Here is an 18,595-nt window from a genome sequence, read left to right as displayed (position 1 = left end):
ATTGCCCGCGCCCTTTCGAGCGTTAGCGTCACGATCGCCGTCGCTCTGGCTTGGTCTGCGGCCTCCGAGTAACAGCGAAGTTCTGGCGCGTTGCCGAACGGCCTCAGATGACGACGCTATCGGTATCGTACGACGCTTCCATGGCCTCGATGAGAAATGGACATTCAACTATGTCTGTTGGTTGCATCCGCCGAATTGTGCAGGTGACGGGTCTTAACTGAGACCAGAGATTCTTTGGCTGTCTTCTATCAAAATCAAACGACTTGGCTCCTTCAGATCGAACTCAATTACGCGTGGTACGAAAAGGCGTGCATATCGTGTAAAGGCGCTCGTCGGAGGAAACCGAATTACAGTATCGCAGCGCCCGAGAAGATACATCTCAACGAGGGCGGAAATTGCGCCGTCCATCCCAAGTGCTGCAGTGTGTAAGGGGCCGTCTTGATCCGATCGGAAATGCTTGGGGACGGTGAGAAGATCGGGAAACCTGGCCGACAGGTGATCCAGGATTTGCGCGCTGTCCGTGCACAAGAACAGCCGCACAGGCTTGGGGTGCGGTAACGCTTTAGCCTTATCAACCGCAGTGCACACTTGTCGAACGGCGAACTCCGGATCGGCCCAGTAGGGCGCATGGTCCATGATGTCTTCACCGTTACCATGTCGAACATGAACCCCGATGATGCTGTGCCCCTCAAAACATTCTTGGTAAATGGCATTTATGCGTGTTTGAATTTCAGACCGAGGCTTGACACTCTGGAAGACCTGCCGCTCGGCATCCTCATCGCAGCGCCACATCAAGCAAGCGTCACACACTACTGTGTTCGCTTCGACATCGTGTTCGGCCTGAAAGAGCTCGCCCAACTCGTCGCGCTCTTGGAAAATCTGCTCATCTGGGCGGTAAAGGCAGTCGATCGCTGGCCTATTCCACCACTCCGGGAAGAATGGACCCGGGAAGGAAAAGTCGTTGATCCGGTCGTCGCAAATAGCCGGTACGCCAGCGATGTCATTGATCGGTTCGAAGAACACCGGAAAGGCATTTGTGAAGGGTTGGTCGAGATAGCAGGACCCGCGCCAGTCGACGGCTAGCGTTCGTCCCGACCGCTGAGCGTAGCGCCAAGCGGCCGCCAGCGACCATAGACAATCACCGAACCCCGTACGCCTCTGAGAGACGACGAACCTGCGCTTTACCAATCCACTGACCTGCATTTTCGGAAATTTCGTTTCAGAGACGAGGTTGCATCTGGCTTGGGATCTCTTAATCGATACTAGTCGACCGTTACGCCGGGCGATTTGGTAGAGGCTGCGCGTGGGGCAGAAGAGCTCCCTCTGCACTGCCTATCCTTATCTCTGTGACGCTCGCAAATCTTGACGCCGGGTACTCCCGCTTCCGGTTAAATTCAGCGTTCTCTAATGCGCCGGGCGACATCTGTAAAATTGATTGCGTGGATGTGGCCCATCCATGTGTTGGATACTAAGGCATTCCTTGACGATGGGCCTCTGCTGACGCGAGGCCGCGCTTTGCTAAGCGAAACAGCCGTTCGAGGCAGTCCACAAAGTCCCTTTTTCAAGTCCAATTCTTAACTGCCTCAACGTAACATGTCATTTGCGGGCGTTTCCTGAAGGACGGATGTGCAGGACCCGCCAGCCGTCGAATGTCAGGCGCAGGCCATCCACGTCATTTATGGCCATCATGGCGTCCGGTCCCATCGAAAGATGCGACACAGCGCCCTCTGACGCTTTCAAGTGCGCCAACATGGCGCAACTCGTGTCGACCGGATAGCTTTCGATCCGGCCGGACTGAGCGACTGGCACGCGATGCTGTGCGACGACGGCCGAGAGAGGAATTTTGGCGTCTGCAGCCATGTGGAGGATCGTTCCGACGGTTCTGCGGGTTCTCGGTGTCGGAGCCGACACCTGTGCGAACCCGCTCTCGTCCGTTTTCGACAGGCCCTTGAGGTTCATGACCCTGTTGTTCGCCGAGATTTTCAGCGATCCAGGTGAAGATCGGCACGCCTGTCGATGCGGCGATCATCGCCTCGGCCAGCGAAGATGATGAAGAGGGCCATTGGGTCAAGTACAAGCGCCGACCAGCGTTTCATTGCTTCAAAGCCCATTTCGGTGCCTACGCCGATACGGCCCTTGTCGAGGAGATCGCCGTCACGGCGCCCACACCGAGGACGGCAACGCCGTTCCTGATGCTCTGCCCGACAATCCCGGCGAAGTGTTTGCCGACAGCGCCTACCGAGGCAATCATCTCGGCGACGCGGTGCGCGCCAAGGGTGGAAGGCCGCGCATCGTCGCAACCGCTGTGGGGGCGCGACGAGGCCGAAAGCTCGACGCCTGGAACCAACCGATCCACAGAATTTGTACTCGGATCGAGAAGATCTTCGGCACCTGTAGCCGGATGCGATGGCGAGGGCTGGCAAAGGCGGCCGTTCAAATTCGCCGCACTGCGATCGCCTACAGTATGAAACACAGTTTGATGGTCGCCTCGTCCCCCCATCGTTGAAGCCCAGCTACCGTTTTCGGGCTAGCGCGCCCGAAATTCCTTGGAGGTCAATACGTAATGCCCTACCCGGCTTTTCGCCGCCGTCTCAAATGTGCGGTTCGCCCAAAGCCCCCGACTGCCACGAACTTTGTCTTCGCGCGGAGCGAAACCTCGCGCCCACGACTTTGTGCCGCCGATGTGCCGCGCTGCCCTGTCAAACAATCCATTTTATGGATGCACCTCATCCAAACAATCGATTTCACTGATCAAAACAATTTCCATTAGAAGACGCTGAAGCAGGCAATGATTAAGATTACTTGGTTAGCGCAAGAGAGCGGTAAGGTGGAGTTGTCGGCTTGGACCCACATGCCCGCCATTTTATCTGGGAATGGCTACGTGCCCTGTTGGCGCAGGGCAAGACGATTCTACTGGCCACCCACTTCGTGGAAGAAGCGGAGCGGCTATGCAACCGACCTGCGTGCTTGAGAACGGACGTGCGTCCTCACTCGCTGATTGATGAGCAAATCGGGTGCGACGTGATTGAAATCTATGTCGCTCACCCCGTGAGCTGAGTTCGGCACTCAGGCCGCATGTGCGACTTAGGCAGGTTAGCGGCGAGACTCTGTTTTGCTATGCCTCCAAGCAGGAGCAGGTGTGCTCGCTGGCTGACACTGTCAATGACGAGCTCCGCGCCGCATCTGTCGAAATCCTACCATAGGGTATGGGGCGGGCCGCAGTTTGCTGGCGGTGTGGCGAGCCGGAGTCGAAACTTCAACTATAATAGAGCAGGAAGAAAATGGGCGAGAACAGGAAAGTTGCTCTGGTTACGGGCATAACGGGACAGGATGGTGCCTATCTTACCCGTCTTCTGCTGGAAAAAGGCTACGTCGTTCATGGGATTAAGCGACGTTCCTCTTCCTTCAACACGGGTCGCATCGAAGACATCTACCAAGACCCGCACGATCCCGATCCGCGCCTAATTTTGCATTACGGTGACCTCACTGATGCGACTAATCTCATCCGAGTAGTTCAGGAATCCCAGCCAGACGAGATTTACAACTTGGCCGCTCAGAGCCATGTCCAGGTGTCGTTCGAAACGCCGGAATACACAGCAAACGCCGACGGTATCGGAACATTGCGACTTCTTGAGGCGATCCGCCTCCTCGGTCTGAAGGACAAGACCCGCTTCTATCAGGCCTCGACTTCAGAGCTCTACGGCCTCGTGCAATCCGTACCGCAGAACGAAACAACGCCCTTTTATCCGCGCAGCCCTTACGCCGCCGCCAAGCTCTACGCCTACTGGATCGTGGTCAACTATCGCGAGGCCTATGGTATCCATGCTTCCAACGGCATTCTCTTCAATCATGAAAGCCCACTGCGCGGCGAAACTTTTGTGACGCGCAAGATCACCCGCGCCGCCGCTGCTATCTACCTCGGCAAGCAGGACAAGCTTTATCTCGGCAATCTGGATGCTCAACGCGATTGGGGCCATGCGCGTGAGTACGTGCGTGGTATGTGGATGATGATGCAGCAGGATCAACCGGATGATTACGTGCTGGCGACGGGCAAGACGACCCCTGTCCGCCAATTCGTCGAATGGGTTTTCGAAGATGTCGGCGTCGCGCTCGAATGGCGTGGTGAGGGAGTCGACGAAAAGGGCTATGATGTCGAGACCGGCAGATGCCTAGTCCAGGTAGACCCACGCTACTTCCGCCCCACGGAAGTCGATCTTCTCCTGGGCGATGCCACCAAGGCGAAGGAGAAGCTCGGCTGGGTGCATGAGACATCCGTGCGCGAGCTCGCCGCGGAAATGGTGCGGGAAGACCTCAAGGTCATGCAGACATCGGTAATCATGAAGGAAGCATAATGTACGATCTGAAGGGAAAAGCCGTGTGGGTCGCGGGCCACAAGCATGGTGGGCAGCGCTGTTGTAGGCCGCCTCGCGTCTGAAGACTGCAAAGTTATGGCCGCCCTGACGTTTCCCCCAATTCTATCCAGTCGTGAGTTCGTTTCCGGGGGTGGATTTGCCGGTGGACGCGACGGGTGCTGGCGCGGAGCGTTTCACGTTGCGCAGCGCGAGCGACCGTCGCGGGTTGAAGGTCGATGCACATTCGTTGGGTGTCTGCCATCCGATGTGCGAGTGCGGACGCGCGCCGTTGTAATCGGCGCGCCATACATTGAGCCTCGCGCGGGCCTGGGCCAGGGACGTGAACCGCGTCTCGTTGAGGAGTTCATCGCGAAGGGGGCCGTTGAAGCTCTCGCGTTAGGGTCCTAGCCAACCTCCGACTGTGAACTCGCGGAAGCGATTTACGGCAAGCGCACACAGCAGCTCGTCCACGGCGTTCGTACATGAAGTTTGGAAACTTATAATACTGGTACACACCTCCATGGGGGAACATTATCTCCAATATCTCAGCGATTACCGGATAGCTATCTGCCTTCACCTACCTCGGCCTAGTGCAGAATCTTGGCCGAATGAACTCGGCGCTCTTGCTGCACACCAATGGTCCGTCCCGCGCGAAGTGCGATCATACCGCCGCAGCTTACCTTCAATCCGGCACTGGCGAGGATCTAGATCCAAGCCGACGGCGCCGGGCATCAAATAAAAAGGCGCCGACCGAAGCCAGCGGGCTTGATTGGGATGGCCCGCGCGGACGGTCAAGGCTGCGCCGGCCGACCATGGCGGAGGGACCACCTCGGTCAACGGCACGGCCCGATGACGGCGTGCCGATGTACCACAACATACGGCGAGATAGAGCCTTCCGGCGTCGCGGAAAAAAAGCCCGCCGGTTTTGAGCCAGCGGGCAAGTTCTGGAGTGGCTGAGATCAACCCAGCATCAGTCAACGACCGGCGGAAGGGTTGGTTGCAGTGGATGCCAGCTAGCCGCAGCATGCTGTGAATCGTAGCAAAGTGAAAAACAAAACTCTGGACTTCTAGGTCGGACTCGCCCCAATATTTGTTTGGGGGATTCACATGAAAATTGGAGCACTCATCGCAAGTGCAGCCCTGTGCGTCAGCGGCTGCTCTACGACCGCTGTCGTGTCGGACAGCGATCTCACGGCAATGAATACCGTTGCGCTATGTCACGTTCTCGCCAGCAGCACGGACGAACAGTATCGTAGCAGGGTAGCGGCCCTTCTAGTGCGCAGGGGCGCAACAGCAGAGAGGTGCACCAGGCTTGTGCAAACCGACAATGCTGTCGCGACAGGCATAGCGATCGCGGCTGTCGGCGGCGCAGCTGTGGGTGTCGCTGCCAACAACGGCTATGGAGGCGGAACATATTACCGGCCACCGCCACCACAAACCTATGGCGTCGCGTGGGACCAATTCTATGGCCAGAACTACAGCGTTATCTGGCGCTGCCGCGACCGGTCCACCGGGCGGTTCGTTGACGATTACTATTGCGCCGGCCTGCCCATGGTCGACAGCGCATGGCCGGGCTGGTCGGCGTAGCGGATGAGCAGGCCATACCGCAAATATCGATCCAATCGGTGGCAGAGACCCACCGGTGCCAAGCTGTGGCGGCGCCAACTTGCGAGCGTGCCGGCAATGTTCGGTCTTACGGCAGCGGCGGCGGTGGCCGCCTTCCTGGCGCCGTCGGGCGCGCAACGTAGCGACGATGCATCAAAGGCCAGCCCACAAAGGGCGGCGCCCGCCTCGCTTACCGGTGTCGCTTCCGTCATTGACGGCGATACGATCGAAATCCACGGCCAGCGCGTCCGCTTCAACGGCATCGACGCGCCAGAGGGCCGGCAGCTGTGCCGCGATGCGAATGGCGCCGAGTATCCTTGCGGCCGGCGATCGGCCGAAGCGCTGGACACTTTCCTGGCCGCGTCGAGGCCGCTCGAATGCACATTCGTGACGTGGGACCGCTACCACCGCTTTGTCGGCGATTGTCGGCGCGCCGACGGCGCAGGCGTGGCCGCCTGGATGGTCAAGCACGGCCAGGCGCTGGATTGGCCTCACTACAGCCAGGGCGCCTATGGGGGGCAGCAGGCGCAAGCCCAAGCCTCAAAGATCGGCCTGTGGGCCGGGACGTTTCAGGCACCCTGGGAATGGCGCGCTGCGCACGCCGACGGCGCGGCGCCGTCGAGTCGCCCGCTGGGCATCATCAGCCGTAAGCTGGTCGCGCAGAGCGGCTATTCTTGCGAGCCGCGGAGAACGTGCAAGCAGATCGGTTCCTGCGACGAAGCCAACTGGTACCTGCAAAACTGCTCATGGGGCGGAAAACTCGATCGCGACAAGGATGGGATCGCATGCGAAACACTCTGCTAGCTGAAATGTAACGGAGTAAGCGCGCTACGGCCTGTTCGGCTTTCCGCTTACACCGATCCAACGAAAACCATGCATGGGCGACGCGGTCTGCTAACCCCATTTTTTTGACGAGGTATTCTATATCTGAAGGGCAGAAAAAGTTATTGCGACAATAGAGAGAAGAGACGCCTTAACTAAGACTTTCAAAACCGTTAAATGTATGCTGGCAGGCGATCAAGGCGTGATGTTGCCCTGTCGGGGGGGCGAGTAAAATGCAGACTGTGATGAGTCAAAAGCTGGCAAGCTATGGCCAGTGGACCTACCGTGGTGCCTGGGCCCTAGAGATTGCGGCCGCAGCGATTGGTCTTACGACAGGTGTAGCATTAGGCGTACAAGCGTTTTCTGCAAGCGAGTCTGTCACTGCAATGGATTTGACGCTCGCCAGTGCACCCTTTCTCATGGTGGCAATCGCGGAGCTCACCAAGATACCGATAGCTACACTGCTTTTCAGCGCGTCTTGGCTCTGGAAGCCCATAATCTTGGTCTTCCTCCTGGTTCTTGCAGGCATCACTTTCGAAACTGTCTTTATGGGGATGGAGAGGGCAGGCGCATTGCGTCAGCTGCGTTATGAGGAGCTCGTAAACAAGATTGATGCCCTTGAGCAGGAAGCGACAAAGCTCGCCTCTGCTGACGAACTTGGTCGAAGAGCCGATCAGGTCGATCAAGCCCGTTCCGAACTTGAGCAGCTGACCTCTCTTGCAGAAAAATCGCGTGCGACCTCTCAGTCGCAAATTGCCGAGGCCAATGCGGAATTGGAGGGAACGACAGCCCTTACTCCAGAGGCCTCGCGTGTTCGCGATCAAGTGGATGAGAAAAATGCTGTTCGATCGGCGCTGATTCAACAGCGTGATCGCGAAGTTAAAGACGCTGTCGATCAGTTTGAGCGCCAACGCGACAGCTTTGTTGAACGTATCAAGATGGCGCGCGATTCAGGCGACAGCGACTCGGCACGCAGGCTAGAATCGGAAGTGGCTAAACTTGCCAACCCCCGCACGAAAATTATCACCAAGTTCGACACTCGGATTGAGCCGCTCGATCAAGAGATTGCTGCGCTGCGCGAAAATTTCGATCGTTTGCGGGCAAATAGCCCTCCTATGACTACTGACCAGAGGCAGAAGCTTGTCGATAGGCGTTCGTCTCTGGAGCAAACGCGCGATAGTGATGCCGCGGCTTGGCAGCGTCGATTGGATGAAGCGGGCAAACGGCTCGCAGATGCCCAGGCGGCAGAAGCCAACAAGGCAAACACCTCGGCGCAAAACCAGGTCAGACAGGACCAGATTGCCAAAGCCCTCAGCGCCTCGGCCAAGGAGCGGATCCCAATGGCGCGGACAGATCAGGTCCGCCGTATTGCCTCACGGTGGTACGGCAGCAAACCTGAACTGGTGACTGAGGCACAGGCCGGAATAATCTCTGTGATTTGGTTCGGCTCGCTCGCGCTCATCGCCGCGCTCGCGGGACCAATTACGGCAATGGTCGCTCTAGCGCTCCAGCGCATTGCCGCCCGAGAAGAGGACAATTCAGACAGCAAGACTTCCAGGCTGCTCCGCAGAATGCTTCTGAGTTGGCGGTGGCGCCGAATTCGAACGATTAAGGTACCAGTCGAAGTTATGGTCGAGAAAGAGGTTGAGAAGCGGGTTGAGGTGCCTGTGGAAAAGGTGGTCAAAGAGATCCTCTATGTTCCGCTCTTCACCGATGATCCCGAAGTCCTTCGCAAGGCCCTCGACCAGGATTTGCCGCCTGAGGTCTCAGACCTCGTGACGGTATCAATGAAGGGTCGCAAAAGTGCTCGTCCGGCATAATACCACCCTGCTTGAGCAAGCCGTCGATCTCGCCGTCAAAAGGTCAGCGATTCCAACCTTGCAGGCTCAAGCCGCGGCCCAAGAGAAGACAGCCCGAGCGACCGCCTTTCGCCGAATGGCGACTGGCGGAGCCATTGCAGTGGCGGCGGTCGGGATTGGGCTGGGCATCAATCTTGGTCTATGGGACAAAACCTTGCCGGAGCCGGCGGCTTTGCCGACCATAGAGCAGCCAAGCGATCTCACCTCCCCAAAAGATGAGCCGCCTATTCCTGTTCCAACTCCAAAGCCAACTCAGGAGCAGGCGCCCCAGGCTGACGTCCCTACCAAGCCTGACGTGGTGACCGTCGACTTCAACAAGTTCGCCACCAAGAACGTCGAGTTCCAAGGCACCACTTGGGAGTTAATCACAGGTCACCACTTCAAGGATGAGAACGACCAAACCTGGGACCGAGCGTGGTGTTACTCTCGGCGGAGTGTGAACGGCGTAGACGTAAATGTATCATTGGCAGCTCGTTCTGCACCGACAGCGCCACCAGCCGGGCCTGGCGCTGCTGCTCAGACGCTTCAGTTGGTCGGCCTTAATGATTCATCCGCCGTCGATCTTGCAACAAGATGCGCGTGGCTGGATGGTCGCACATTTGCGTCTTCAGACATCATTCCTGACTCGTCACGAGAGCAGGCCGCAACTGTCCCCGCAGAAACTCCTGCGACAGAGGTCGATCCAGATAGTGGATTTGTTGTCGTGTCCGGGTGGGACGCGATCGGAAACGACCTGCCGGATATGCCAATTAGGAACGTGAGTTCTGAGCAGTGTCAAACCGCCTGCGACACCGACTTCAGGTGTCTAGCGGTTACTTATAACACAAAATTTCGAGCTTGTTTCATGAAAGGGGACGCATCGCTACTGGTCAAAAGCGAAGAGTCGATCATGGCCGCAAAAAAAGTGGTCGAGAGCAATTTGCGCTACTCGAATTTGGTGTTCGCCACAAAAACGGAAATTTCTGGCAACGCCTATTGGACCTCTCCGCTCCGATATCCAGACTGCATACTGCAATGTGCAAACGACAAATCCTGCTTAGGGTTCAATTTCCGCAAAAAAGAAAGTGCGTGTGTCCTTTTCAACAGCATAACCCAATCCGCTGATAACGCAGCGGTCGCATCTGGCATCAAGAGCGTCGCCAACTAAAGTTGAAGCGAAGAACCTATCCTCAAGGAGCGATTGAAACCAAGCCGCTTGTCAAAGAAAGTGGCTAGCAAAATTCCACGATAACCTTTGGGTTAGCGGCAGGAATGTTCTTCGACGAAGCTCCAGCAGAATGCAAAGTGGAGCCAACTGAGGCATCTCAGAGAAAGAATTGTCGTCGGCGCATTGCGGGACCGTCTGACTGAATGTCAAAATGGGGCCGTGACCCGACGGACCGCTTTTTCTCTCGAAAGAAAGATATCGGCCGCTCGATTGGGAGCGCAAAAAGTCTGGGAATGATCCTGCCCGGACGCTGAAAAGGTCTGCATATTGGGCGATCGATCCGCTGGCCTAGCAAACTCAGGTCTCCACCTATCGCCGCTTCCTGCCGCCCGGCCAGGGCAGATTGCCGTCAAGCTCACGCAGGCCGTAGGTCTGTTCCTCCCATTGCTTGCGCTCGAGACGCGCGGGCGGGGCGTCGTCCTCTTCGTACCACAGCAGCGTCATGGTCTGATCCCATTGACCAACATGCAAGACGTCTTCGAATAGGCCGCCATCGCGGTCCCAGTCTTCGAACCACTCATCGGCCTCCGCTTCTTCAGGCCCTGATGGCTTCTCGCCCGCTCGTGCTCGTGCGCTGTAGGAACCCTCGGGCAGGAGCGCCCCGGGCCTGACCCAGCCCTTTGCCTGACGTAGACTTGCCGAGCGGGCGCTGTAGCGAACCTTGCCGCCTTCGGAGACGACGAACGCGCAGAGATTTTTCGAGAAGGTTGCGAAACGCGAGCCGGCGGCAAGAAGCGAGGCATCGAAATCATCGGCCAGCGTGCCGACGGCCGCCATGCCCATTTCCGACATGTCAACCTGCGGCTTGAAGAGCTTGTATGGTAGGAGTAGCTCGGCGGCGAAAATGTCGCAGAAAATCTCGCCTTGGGGCCGCTTGCTGAGACTCCAGCTTGGCTGGCTATGATCGGGGGCGATGTCTAAAACCGCGTGGGCAACCTCGTGGCAGACGGTAAACCTCTGACGCCTGTTGTTCTGATTGCAGTTCACGCAGATCTTGTATTTGCCCTTGGGCGTCTTGAACGACCAGCCATCTTCGCCGTCGTTCAAGGCTTCCTTTTTGATCGTGCCGTCGATTGCTGCCGCATAGATATCGACTGAGACCGGCTGCGCAAGCGGCCCGCATTTGCTGATAAACGCCCGTGCAGATGAAACGACTGACAACTCATCCATCATCGTCTTCCATCATCATGCGCCTGATGCGCGCGAGCGAGGTCGCGTAATCCGCGCGCGTGCCGCGATTCACAACGGTGGAAAGCATCTGCAGCTCCTCGGCGCTGATACTCTGATCCTGACGGACAAATTCCAAGATATTCGGATTAACGTTCTCCTGGCGCGCGAGGTGGCGCAGAACTTCGCGATCGCGCTTTGAGGCTGACAGCGCAGTCGCTAGCTTGTCCAAAACGTCTTCGGATGGGGCTTCCTTTACGCCCGTTTCAAGCCGGTGAATGTAGGCGTGATCGACCTCGCTGCGCTGGCCGAGATCCCTTAGGCTCAGCTTTCTTTCTTCCCTTAGGCCTTTCAACCACACACCCAGTGCTGTTTCCGGCATTCGCCCTCCTTGACAAATTTTTTTCAATCGCTATTTGTTGTCTGTGTGGACAACAGGCTCTGATCTGATGTGAATTAGACCAGGGCTTTTTTCGAACCCCTTCTGTTGTCTGGCCGGACACCAAAATGCCACCGGTCGGGGCGAAACGCAAGCGCCGCCAGAGGCGGGAAAGGATATAAGTCATGCTGGACATTGCTGCGTCGCACATCGTGCGCATCCACATCAATCGAGTGGCGATCAATTTGCCCAACCCAACGACCGGTGAAGCGCTCTATGCGCTGGCCGACATTAAGCAGCACGAGAGGCTCTACCGCGAGGTCGCGGGCGACGAGGAAGATGAGCGCATTCCGCGCGATGACACGCCGATCCATCTGACGCAGGATCAGCATTTCTACAGCCAGAAGGTCTTCGACATTCTGGTTAATGGCGATGACCACGAGATCGACACCAAACAGATCACTTACGCCCGCGTGGTCGATCTCTATATCGGGCAGGGCGGAAAGCCCTCGAACGAATATCTCGTCAAATACTCCCACGGTCCGGTCGAGAACCCGAGCGGCACGCTCGCACCGGGTCAGAAGGTGAAGGTGAAGGATGGAATGCGCTTTCGAGTTGCCGGAACTGGTGAATCATAACCCCTTCCTTCGTGATCTGGACGAGACGGGATACCTGATCGACTTCGTGGGCGGTTATTTCGTTATATACGGTCTGCCCTACCTCGACAGCGAGGCCGGCTTGCAGCACGGCGATTGGGCCTGCCCACTTGGTCTGACCGGCCCGGTCATCGGCCCCCCCGCCGATCACCAAGCCTGGTGGCGCGGCAGCCGACCCCACGACCAGCAGGGACGCGAGCTCAGGCTTGGCGGCGGTCCCAATCCCGTTGAGGTGACGCCTGATCTCGTCATGAGCTGCTCCTTCTCTTACAAGTTGATGGATGAGCAGGGCGCGCTGCGCGCGTACCAGTCGTTCGAGGAAAAGGTACAGACATACATCGATACGATCACGACGCCGGCGGTCAATGCTTATCCTCAGGCTACACCCCTACGTGGGATCGCCGTCAAGGCGGCCGCGCAGGGTTCGCCGCTGCGCTTTCCCGACACCATGTCCGCGCGCTATCACCTCAATGATCTCTCAGCGCTCATGCGCGGCAAGAAGGTCGCCATCGTCGGCCTTGGCGGAACTGGCTCCTTCATTCTCGATTCAGTGGCTCGTACGCATCTTGAGCAGATTGCGCTGTTCGATGATGACAAGGTCCATCTCCACACGATCTTCAGATGGCCGGGCTTTATCCCCGGCGCCATCGGCAAGCTGAAAGTCGAGGCGCTTGCCATGCACTATGATCAATGGCATGCGGGCATTGTGCCGGTCGCCGAACGCATCACGGCCGACAATGTTATTCGCCTCCGCGAGTTCGATTTCGTCTTCGTCTCGGTTGATGAGGGGCCGGCGCGCCTGTTGATCGTGGACTGGCTGAGTGCGAACAACATTCCCTTTGTCGATTGCGGCATGGGCCTGAACCGCTCGGCCGTCGGGCTCAGCGGCTTCGTGCGCATTACGGGCACCGACCGTGCCGCCTTCGACAACAATCGGGGTACGGTGCGTCTGCCGGTCGAAAACGCGAAGGCTGACGAATATCGCAAGCAGGCGCAGATTCCCGAGCTCAATGCGCTGAATGCCAACATGGCCGTGATCCGGTTCAAGCAGCATTTCGGGTTGCTGGACCGGGAGAGTGATGCGACCTCGATAATCTTCGATACCGTAACCTTCGAAATGGACCGGGCGGGGGGAGTCTAGATGAGATTTCGCTATGAAGCGGTCGAGCGCATGCCCAAGCCTTTGGTGCCGGGCGTCGTCTATCACAGCGAGGAGTTCGAGATCGGGGCCCTGCTGTGCGCTTGCGGCTGTGGTCATCGTGTTTCGTTGCTGGTGCCCGACAGCCACCAGGTCACTGAACAAGGCGGTATGGCGACGGTGCGCCCTTCGATTGCCGTCTGCGATGCACCCTGCAATTCGCATTACTTCATTACGGTCGGCGAGGTTGAGTGGCTGCGCGCCTTCGATCCAGCCACGTCGCAAGCGGTGATGCGCAAGCAGATCGAACGCCACGCGCACGGCGACCCCGCGCGTCTGTCCTTCCTGAAGCGTGTGCTGTCTGCGCTGGGCCGTGTCTGGACCCGGTTCACTTCCTTTGGGCCGCCGCAGTAGCCCTCGTAACAGGCAGGCTGATCCCGGCCTGCCTGTTTTGTTGGTGTCAGTAGGCGACAGACAAAGCGAGCACGCCATGAGGCGCAAATGCCTCGATCTGTGGTTGATGAAGGCAAGCGCGACGGGCCGCAAGCGGCAATTCTGGCCCTGCCAACCAATGCCCGCTTCCAACAAGAAGCCAACGTCCGGAAGTGGGCATGGTCGACTTCGAGGGCATCGCCAGCGATGTCTGCTTTTAAGAAGCTGTGAAGTGGACCTTTACGGCCGTCAAAGGCGCAGAGCCGGCATTGGTTCGGGGCAGATCAGCTCGTCTTTTGTGCCCTATGTTTCGGCTTGCCGCCGGCAAGTTGCTTGAATGCATTCGCCCGCCTAGAAAGGTGCCCCCTCGGACTCACTGGTCGCTGTGACTTATTCGGACCCTGAAATTGCCTTCCGCCGCGATTTCTCTGACTTGTCGACGACAGGGAGCCCTGCCTTTCTGGCCTTGGCAAACGCTCGATCGCTCTCCAGGAACTCCGCCAGCATGAACGGGATCAGTTCCGCTACCGATTCGGACTCGCCATAGGTCTGACGATAAAGCGCCGCATAGTCCTTCAGTGCTTGGTTCAGGTCTGCACTTACGCTTATGGTGATCTTCGAAGGTGTCCGATCCGGAAGTTTGCCGAGTTTCAGATTGGTCATGATGACTCCAGTCAATTCGGGTACGGCCGTAGCACAAGATCCTTGTGCACGATGACGCGCAGTGGCCAACCAGGGCGGACGGTGATCGTGGGCTGAATATTGAGGTTCTTCTCGGTGATGCGCTGGCCAGCTTGACTGACGTTCTGCTGAGCGGATTCGCGGATTGCTTTGACCAGGTCGCTTTCGTCTTCCCCGAGGCTCAGCTCGGTGCCGACCCCTAGCAACGTGGCCAGCGCAACGCCTTTCATCAGCTGCCAGGTGTGGAAATCCACCTTGTCCTCAAGCCCGGCATAGCCGGCGGTGTCCGTCGCCGGCAGATTGTCGATTTCGATCGAAGAGCCGTCGGGCAGCAGTATCCGTTGCCAGACCAGCAGCGCGCGCCTTTGTCCAAAGGCAACAACGCTGTCATAGGTGCCAATCAGGCGAGAGCCTTGCGGAATGAGCAAGGTGCTGCCGGTGACTGTGTCGTGCACATTCTCGGTGACCTGTGCGACGACGAGGCCGGGCAAGTCGGAATTGATGCCAGTGATCAGGCTCGCTGCGATGACGCTGCCGGCCATCAGCTGATACGGCGAAGCGGGCGTCTGCAGTGCATGCAGATTGTAGATTCCACTTGTGTTCCGCTGGCTGACAAAATCGAGCTTGCGCTGTTGATTGTTTTGGTCGCCCTCGGCCGGTGCAACGGAAGCTGAATCGCGTGCGGCATCGGATTGTGGAGCCGTTCCATCAAAGGGTGGACGCCCGCCCTGCCCGTTGCCGGCGGCATCCGCTTGCCGGGGTCGATTTTCGATCCGGAAGAAGACTTGCGATTCGCGCGCCTCGATCGCCTGCTGTGCAAGGCGCTGCTCCTCCGCCGAAACCTCCTGGCCCGGCGCGATGCCCAGCTGGCGTTGGTGCTCAAGGATGGGGCGGCCGAGGTCGCCGGGCAGCGGTGGTCCAAGCACCGGAGGCTTGGGCTTGATCCCGGAATAGTCCTTAGGCAGCCTTTCAATTGCCTCCGCGGTTGGCTTCCGCTCGGTGTTGTAAAGCTCTTCAGCCTGCTCTTTGATGCGCAGCGCCGGTCCCTGCAGCGCCATCATGGTGACGCCTAGAACGCTGCCGGAACCAACAGCAGCAATGGCGACAATAATGCCGCGCTTGAAGCGCACAGCGCGGCGAGGCGAGGCCCGCAGCTGCAGCTGTTCTGGATCGAGTTTCGGTGGAGCATCGGAGCGGGAAGTATCCGTCATGGGCCGTCCCTCACCTGCTGGAACGCGAAAAGAGCAATATCCGCCGCGGCGCTTGCCTGCCGTCGGTCCTCGTGATGCGCACCACCTGCTGCTGCTTGGCGCCGAGGCGCAGTTCGGCCGCGGCGAAGAGGCGATCGACGATGTAATAGTTGCCCCGTACGCGGTAGTTGACGAGCTGGTTGTCCCCGTCAGCACCGACGATGAAGAGCGGCGGGGCCTCGCCCTGATCGATGCGGCGCGGAAACTCGATGTAGACCTTGCTGCCATCATCGAACGCGCGCGTCGGCCTCCAGGGCGGCATGTCGCCGGTAATCGAATAGCGGAAGCGAATATTTTCGAGAGCCACATTCGACGCCACTGGCATAGCGGCGTCGGCCTGCGCATTGCGCCGGCGTAGCGCGATGATCTGGTCCTCGCTGTAAGTCCAGGAGATGGCCGCCATGGCGGTCTTATCCGTGCTTTGAAGCTGCAGGTGATAGCTTCGCCGGTCCGTGGTGATCACCAGATTGGTGGCAAGTCCTGGCGCGAAGGGCTTCACCAGCACATGGGTGCGCTGGTCATCGCCGGAGCCACTGACGGTGTCGCCAATTACCCAGCGCACTGTGTCGCCGGCCGACACGGATTGGAGTTTCTCGCCTGACTGCAGAGCGATATCGCTGACGCGCTCCGGTGCGGCATAGAGCTGGTAGAGCGCGCCTTCGGCAAAAGGGTAAACCTGCACCGCATTCACATAGCCATATTTGGTGGGTTGCTGCGTCGCCGCCTTGTTGGCATCGGCGACACGTTCTTCAGGCGAGCGCCTGTCTTCAGCAGCCTTGCCCGGCTCGGGCTGCAACTGGCCGGGCAGCGGCAGCGGTGTCGGCACTTCCACGACCTTGACGGGCTTCTCCGGCGCCTTCTCGATTGCCGCCGGTTGGAACTTGGCAGCATCATAGGAAATCTGAGGTGGCGGCACCGGCTTCGAGGCACAGGCGGAGATGACCGCAGCCGACGTCGACAGGACCAGCGCAGTGCGAAGCGACGAGAGTCTATTTATCATTGGCGGACTCCTTTGGGGGAACGGAAGTCTGCGCGGCACTGTCGAGCTCGCGCGACCAGTCGATGGCATTGATGAAGACGCCGAGCGGGTTTTTGCGCAGCTGATCGGTATTGTTCGGCGGCCGGATCACAATGGTGAGGATCCCGGTCCAACGCGTTGTGCTGGCGAGGCTGCCGCGCTCAAAGACCTGCTCGGTCCATTTGACTTGAAAGGAGCTGTCGGACGCTCGAACCACGCTCGTCACCTGCACCGAGACGCTGCGCGTGCCGATCTTGCCGAACGGATCATTGGCCTTAGCGTACTCGTTGAGAAAGAGGGCTGCACGGTCGGTGGCAAAGTCGTAGGCCGAGAGCCAATTCTGCCGCACCAGCACCGGATCGGTGGAGACGGAGCGGACATTCTGGATGAAATGGCCGAGATGCCAGGCAATCTGAGCATCGTCGGGCTCGTAGGTTTGGATTGCCGGCGCGACAGCCCGTGTTTCACCGAAGCGGTCGACCTCGACAACATAAGGCACGACGCGGCCCTGCATCGACTGCCACAAGAGTCCACCAGAGAGCCCGATGGCCAGAGCGAGGCAGCCAAAGGCCATCAGGCGCCAGTTCCTTGCCTGCACGCGCGCAGTGCCGATGCGCTCGTCCCAAAGTTGGGCGGCCTTCTGGTATGGTGTGACGGGGTGGGGCGTCTTCCCGTAACGCTGAACAGGTCGCTTGAAGAGCATCTAGTCTTCCTTATCGTTGAGAGAGGGGTTGGCCCCGCTTCCACCCCGGTCCCCATCGCGGACGGCCTGCGTGGCGGCGTGGCGATGGGCGCGCGCGGTCTGTTCGGAACGCAAGCGCCTCGCCCATGCCGGCGCGGCATTGGCACCTGACGCGGCAGGGTTTCCGGTCATTGATGCGGTCGGGGTGCCGCCCGTCGCGGTCCAGGCGGCATCGCGGCCGGCATCGGCGCTGCGCCGGAATGGTTCTGTTGCAGATCGCATTCCCCGCATCGCGGCGCCGCCAGCTGCGCCGGCAACGCCCTGCAGTCCAGCAGCTACGCCGGAGAGGCCGGACTCGGGCGATGTTGCACGCCCCATCTGCCAAGCTGTGGAAGCAGGCGATCCCATGGCCGTGCCGGCTCGAACGGCGGCGAGACCGCCGCCGGTTGCCATGCGCGCGCCGGCAAGCGCCGCACCTCCGGCAACGAGCGTTGATCCGGCGGCCGCCGCGGTGGTTCCGAGTGCGGCTCCCGCGCCAAGCTGCGGCGCGCCGGAAACAAGACCTGAGGCAATTCCCGGCCCGAAAATGCCGAGCCCAAGCAGCGCCAACGCGCCCAGTACCTGTGACATGGCCGCGGCCAAGTCCGGCTCCTTGCCTTGCAGCGCGGAAGCGAATTCGCCGAAGAGCGTGGAGCCGATGCCGACGATGACAGCAAGCACCATCACCTTAATGCCCGACGAGATCACATTGCCGAGCACGCGCTCGGCCAGAAACGCCGAGCGGTTCCAGAGCGCGAAGGGCACCAGAACAAAACCGGCCAATGTGGTGAGTTTGAACTCCAGGATGGTGATGAAGAGCTGAATCGAAAGAATGAAGAAGGCGATGAGGACTAGGAACCAGGCGAGAAGCAGCACGAAGATGGTCAGCGCGTTGCCAAAGATGTCGGGGAAGCCGACTAGCTGGCTCGCTTGATTGAGCAGCGGCCAGGCGCCCTCGAAGCCGGCCGCGGCAATGCGGCCTGGCCGCAGGAGACTGTCGGCGGACAGATTGCCGCCCGATGCGTTGATGCCGAGCCCGGCAAAGGAATGGTAGATGATGTCGGCGAGGTTCTTAAAATTGTTCAGGATGAAGGCGAAGGCGCCGACATAGAGCACTTTTCGGGCAAGCCGGCCAAGAACATTGGGCTCGCCGCCGAACGCCCAGACCAGGCCTGCCAGCGTGATGTCGATGCCGATCAGGATGGTGGTGAGAAAGGCGACGTCGCCCGAAAGCAGACCGAACCCGCTATCAATATAGCCGGTAAAAGTCTCCATGAAGCGATCGATGACGCCGAGGTCATTCATGTC

Annotated in this window: 18 protein-coding genes and 2 pseudogenes; 10 read left to right on the top strand and 10 right to left on the bottom strand. The window is 59.0% G+C overall.

Translation table 11 applies throughout. The annotated features are described in order from the left end of the window. Window positions 1-213: 213 nt before the first annotated feature. Both NKH12_RS04240 and NKH12_RS04235 read right to left on the bottom strand, forming a co-directional pair. Entirely contained in the window at window positions 214-1,203 is a 990-nt protein-coding gene (locus tag NKH12_RS04240; protein ID WP_023680057.1) for a nodulation protein NodZ, read from the bottom strand. A gap of 393 nt (window positions 1,204-1,596) precedes the next feature. Then, window positions 1,597-1,959: a hypothetical protein gene (locus NKH12_RS04235; protein ID WP_156937465.1), complete on the bottom strand. Its 363-nt coding sequence runs from the start codon at window positions 1,957-1,959 to the stop codon at window positions 1,597-1,599. Window positions 1,960-1,994: 35 nt separating this feature from the next. Here NKH12_RS04235 and NKH12_RS04230 point away from each other — a divergent pair, with 35 nt between their 5' ends. The 3 genes and pseudogenes from NKH12_RS04230 to gmd all read left to right on the top strand — a co-directional run bounded on the left by NKH12_RS04230 (window position 1,995) and on the right by gmd (window position 4,352). Further along, on the top strand, window positions 1,995-2,468 hold the full coding sequence (locus NKH12_RS04230) for a hypothetical protein (RefSeq protein ID WP_352467054.1): 474 nt from the start codon (window positions 1,995-1,997) through the stop codon (window positions 2,466-2,468). A 370-nt stretch (window positions 2,469-2,838) separates the two neighbouring features. Beyond that, a pseudogene (locus tag NKH12_RS04225) lies at window positions 2,839-3,140 on the top strand (nodulation factor ABC transporter ATP-binding protein NodI); the annotation flags it as partial. A 141-nt stretch (window positions 3,141-3,281) separates the two neighbouring features. After that, the gene (gene gmd / locus NKH12_RS04220; RefSeq protein WP_352474458.1) at window positions 3,282-4,352 is read left to right on the top strand and encodes a GDP-mannose 4,6-dehydratase; all 1,071 of its coding nucleotides are present in this window, start codon (window positions 3,282-3,284) and stop codon (window positions 4,350-4,352) included. A gap of 123 nt (window positions 4,353-4,475) precedes the next feature. Here gmd and NKH12_RS04215 read toward each other — a convergent pair. Continuing rightward, window positions 4,476-4,745, bottom strand: a pseudogene (locus NKH12_RS04215) (integrase core domain-containing protein); the annotation flags it as partial. Window positions 4,746-5,666: 921 nt separating this feature from the next. Between NKH12_RS04215 and NKH12_RS04210 the strand changes: the two are divergent. The 4 genes from NKH12_RS04210 to NKH12_RS04195 all read left to right on the top strand — a co-directional run bounded on the left by NKH12_RS04210 (window position 5,667) and on the right by NKH12_RS04195 (window position 9,785). Further along, window positions 5,667-5,939 (top strand): hypothetical protein, encoded by a 273-nt coding sequence (locus NKH12_RS04210; RefSeq protein ID WP_352467052.1) that lies wholly within the window; start codon window positions 5,667-5,669, stop codon window positions 5,937-5,939. A 123-nt stretch (window positions 5,940-6,062) separates the two neighbouring features. Then, window positions 6,063-6,761, top strand: a complete 699-nt coding sequence (locus NKH12_RS04205; protein WP_352467051.1) for a thermonuclease family protein — start codon at window positions 6,063-6,065, stop codon at window positions 6,759-6,761. A 251-nt stretch (window positions 6,762-7,012) separates the two neighbouring features. Beyond that, the gene (locus NKH12_RS04200; protein ID WP_352951972.1) at window positions 7,013-8,599 is read left to right on the top strand and encodes a hypothetical protein; all 1,587 of its coding nucleotides are present in this window, start codon (window positions 7,013-7,015) and stop codon (window positions 8,597-8,599) included. Further along, on the top strand, window positions 8,583-9,785 hold the full coding sequence (locus NKH12_RS04195; RefSeq protein WP_023680065.1) for a PAN domain-containing protein: 1,203 nt from the start codon (window positions 8,583-8,585) through the stop codon (window positions 9,783-9,785). Before NKH12_RS04200 ends, NKH12_RS04195 begins: the two co-directional genes overlap by 17 nt. Before the next feature lie 369 nt (window positions 9,786-10,154). Here the strand turns inward: NKH12_RS04195 and NKH12_RS04190 are convergent, their stop codons facing one another. After that, window positions 10,155-11,018, bottom strand: coding sequence for an ImmA/IrrE family metallo-endopeptidase (locus NKH12_RS04190; protein ID WP_352473670.1), 864 nt, complete (start codon window positions 11,016-11,018; stop codon window positions 10,155-10,157). Further along, on the bottom strand, window positions 11,008-11,394 hold the full coding sequence (locus NKH12_RS04185; protein WP_352467833.1) for a helix-turn-helix domain-containing protein: 387 nt from the start codon (window positions 11,392-11,394) through the stop codon (window positions 11,008-11,010). Before NKH12_RS04185 ends, NKH12_RS04190 begins: the two co-directional genes overlap by 11 nt. A 182-nt stretch (window positions 11,395-11,576) precedes the next feature. Between NKH12_RS04185 and NKH12_RS04180 the strand changes: the two genes are divergently transcribed. From NKH12_RS04180 to NKH12_RS04170, 3 genes are read left to right on the top strand one after another with little or no spacing between them, the layout of a single operon-like run. Next, window positions 11,577-12,029: a multiubiquitin domain-containing protein gene (locus NKH12_RS04180; protein WP_352951971.1), complete on the top strand. Its 453-nt coding sequence runs from the start codon at window positions 11,577-11,579 to the stop codon at window positions 12,027-12,029. After that, a complete protein-coding gene (locus tag NKH12_RS04175; protein WP_352473671.1) occupies window positions 11,989-13,188 on the top strand; it encodes a ThiF family adenylyltransferase in 1,200 nt (399 codons plus the stop codon). Before NKH12_RS04180 ends, NKH12_RS04175 begins: the two co-directional genes overlap by 41 nt. Beyond that, complete coding sequence (locus tag NKH12_RS04170; RefSeq protein WP_352467836.1) at window positions 13,189-13,599, top strand: ubiquitination-like system serine protease family protein; 411 nt, start codon at window positions 13,189-13,191, stop codon at window positions 13,597-13,599. 408 nt (window positions 13,600-14,007) lie between these two features. On the opposite strand, the gene NKH12_RS04165 is transcribed toward NKH12_RS04170, so the two are convergent. From NKH12_RS04165 to trbL, 5 genes are read right to left on the bottom strand one after another with little or no spacing between them, the layout of a single operon-like run. Further along, window positions 14,008-14,280 carry a DUF2274 domain-containing protein gene (locus NKH12_RS04165; protein ID WP_352951970.1) on the bottom strand — a complete coding sequence of 91 codons (273 nt, stop codon included), beginning with the start codon at window positions 14,278-14,280 and terminating at the stop codon, window positions 14,008-14,010. Between the two features lie 11 nt (window positions 14,281-14,291). Continuing rightward, window positions 14,292-15,509: a TraB/TrbI/VirB10 family type IV secretion system protein gene (locus NKH12_RS04160; protein WP_352885005.1), complete on the bottom strand. Its 1,218-nt coding sequence runs from the start codon at window positions 15,507-15,509 to the stop codon at window positions 14,292-14,294. Between the two features lie 10 nt (window positions 15,510-15,519). After that, window positions 15,520-16,548: a P-type conjugative transfer protein TrbG gene (gene trbG, locus NKH12_RS04155; RefSeq protein WP_352567554.1), complete on the bottom strand. Its 1,029-nt coding sequence runs from the start codon at window positions 16,546-16,548 to the stop codon at window positions 15,520-15,522. Further along, window positions 16,538-17,269, bottom strand: a complete 732-nt coding sequence (trbF, locus tag NKH12_RS04150) for a conjugal transfer protein TrbF (RefSeq protein ID WP_352752438.1) — start codon at window positions 17,267-17,269, stop codon at window positions 16,538-16,540. Before trbF ends, trbG begins: the two co-directional genes overlap by 11 nt. After that, the gene (trbL, locus tag NKH12_RS04145) at window positions 17,270-18,592 is read right to left on the bottom strand and encodes a P-type conjugative transfer protein TrbL (protein ID WP_352951969.1); all 1,323 of its coding nucleotides are present in this window, start codon (window positions 18,590-18,592) and stop codon (window positions 17,270-17,272) included. Window positions 18,593-18,595 lie beyond the last annotated feature (3 nt).

Source organism: Mesorhizobium sp. M1322 (genome assembly GCF_040318085.1).
Taxonomy (GTDB): domain Bacteria; phylum Pseudomonadota; class Alphaproteobacteria; order Rhizobiales; family Rhizobiaceae; genus Mesorhizobium.
This window is presented reverse-complemented; position numbering and strand designations above follow the sequence as displayed.

Bases quoted from the DNA above. Each gene is read 5' to 3' on its own strand.
- NKH12_RS04240 (WP_023680057.1), bottom strand. From the start codon at position 1,203: ATGCAGGTCAGTGGATTGGTAAAGCGCAGGTTCGTCGTCTCTCAGAGG.
- NKH12_RS04235 (WP_156937465.1), bottom strand. From the start codon at position 1,959: ATGAACCTCAAGGGCCTGTCGAAAACGGACGAGAGCGGGTTCGCACAG.
- gmd (WP_352474458.1), top strand. From the start codon at position 3,282: ATGGGCGAGAACAGGAAAGTTGCTCTGGTTACGGGCATAACGGGACAG.
- NKH12_RS04200 (WP_352951972.1), top strand. From the start codon at position 7,013: ATGCAGACTGTGATGAGTCAAAAGCTGGCAAGCTATGGCCAGTGGACC.
- NKH12_RS04190 (WP_352473670.1), bottom strand. From the start codon at position 11,018: ATGATGGATGAGTTGTCAGTCGTTTCATCTGCACGGGCGTTTATCAGC.
- NKH12_RS04185 (WP_352467833.1), bottom strand. From the start codon at position 11,394: ATGCCGGAAACAGCACTGGGTGTGTGGTTGAAAGGCCTAAGGGAAGAA.
- NKH12_RS04180 (WP_352951971.1), top strand. From the start codon at position 11,577: ATGCTGGACATTGCTGCGTCGCACATCGTGCGCATCCACATCAATCGA.
- NKH12_RS04175 (WP_352473671.1), top strand. From the start codon at position 11,989: ATGGAATGCGCTTTCGAGTTGCCGGAACTGGTGAATCATAACCCCTTC.
- NKH12_RS04170 (WP_352467836.1), top strand. From the start codon at position 13,189: ATGAGATTTCGCTATGAAGCGGTCGAGCGCATGCCCAAGCCTTTGGTG.
- NKH12_RS04165 (WP_352951970.1), bottom strand. From the start codon at position 14,280: ATGACCAATCTGAAACTCGGCAAACTTCCGGATCGGACACCTTCGAAG.
- NKH12_RS04160 (WP_352885005.1), bottom strand. From the start codon at position 15,509: ATGACGGATACTTCCCGCTCCGATGCTCCACCGAAACTCGATCCAGAA.
- trbG (WP_352567554.1), bottom strand. From the start codon at position 16,548: ATGATAAATAGACTCTCGTCGCTTCGCACTGCGCTGGTCCTGTCGACG.
- trbF (WP_352752438.1), bottom strand. From the start codon at position 17,269: ATGCTCTTCAAGCGACCTGTTCAGCGTTACGGGAAGACGCCCCACCCC.
- trbL (WP_352951969.1), bottom strand. From the start codon at position 18,592: ATGAATGACCTCGGCGTCATCGATCGCTTCATGGAGACTTTTACCGGC.